This is a genomic window from Myxococcus vastator (assembly GCF_010894475.1).
In the GTDB taxonomy this organism is placed as follows: Bacteria; Myxococcota; Myxococcia; order Myxococcales; family Myxococcaceae; genus Myxococcus; species Myxococcus vastator.
In genome coordinates this window covers 1-981 of sequence record NZ_JAAIYB010000891.1, presented here as the reverse complement: position 1 = coordinate 981, position 981 = coordinate 1, and the positions used below count along the sequence as shown (strand labels likewise).

Annotated in this window: 1 protein-coding gene; it reads left to right on the top strand. The window is 49.4% G+C overall.

Annotated features, from left to right (window positions below; all coding sequences use genetic code 11):
• On the top strand, positions 1 to 981 hold a 981-nt coding region (locus G4D87_RS38150; protein WP_163787633.1), incomplete at both ends, for an ATP-binding protein.

The window sequence follows — 981 nt, the reverse complement described above, 5'->3', positions numbered from 1 at the left end:
GATCGACTACCACAAAAAGGACAGCGAGAAGACTCCCTTTCCGATGACATCGACGAACTGGCCATACCTGAAGACAGCGGTGCTCTTCTTGCCCTCCTGGGATGCATCCGCGAAAGAAACAACGGCACTCAGTTCAGCCGGTCCATGGACGAACTGCCAGGCATCGATGAACAGGTTTTCCTACTTGCAGACAAGAACCTAAACGGATTCATGAATGTAGTTTCGACCAACTCAAAAACTGCCAAGAACACCCCGCTACATTTCGGACAATTCAGTCTCGACCTTCGCGCCGACGCATTCCTCGACGGAAACAAGCTTTTCCAACGGCATGCCGCACTGCTTGGAAGCACAGGAAGCGGAAAAAGCTGGGCCGTCGCAAGAATTCTCGAACAGGCAAACCAGCTACCAGACTCAAACATCATTCTGCTGGATTTACACGGCGAATACAGCAAATTAACATACGCACAGCAATATCGAATCGCCGGCCCCGCCGATCTCGCGACCCCTGGAGCGAATGTACTTTTCCTGCCCTACTGGCTTCTTTCATTCGAAGAGATGCAGACTCTTTTCGTAGAAAGGAGCGAATTCACAGCACACAATCAGACACTGGCCATTCACAACATCATCTCCGAGCTAAAAAAAGAAACACTTCAACTTCTCGGGAAGAGCGAAATTTTAAGCCAGTTCACTATAGACAGCCCGGTTCCCTTCTCCATAGATAAGGCAATTCAGCAACTTTCAGAAATGAACTCGGAGAGAGTTGCCGGGTCGAGCGGAAAACAAAAAAACGGAGATTTCCATGGGCAATTCAGTCGATTAATTGCTCGCCTCGAAAGCAAAAAGACAGATCGCCGATACGGATTCATGTATCAAGCTCCGCAGGCATGGAACGACTACAAGTCCCTACACAAGCTTGCCGAACGACTGCTAGACTACGGTCCCAGCGACACAGGCAAACCCAAAGGCATCAAAGTCATAAAC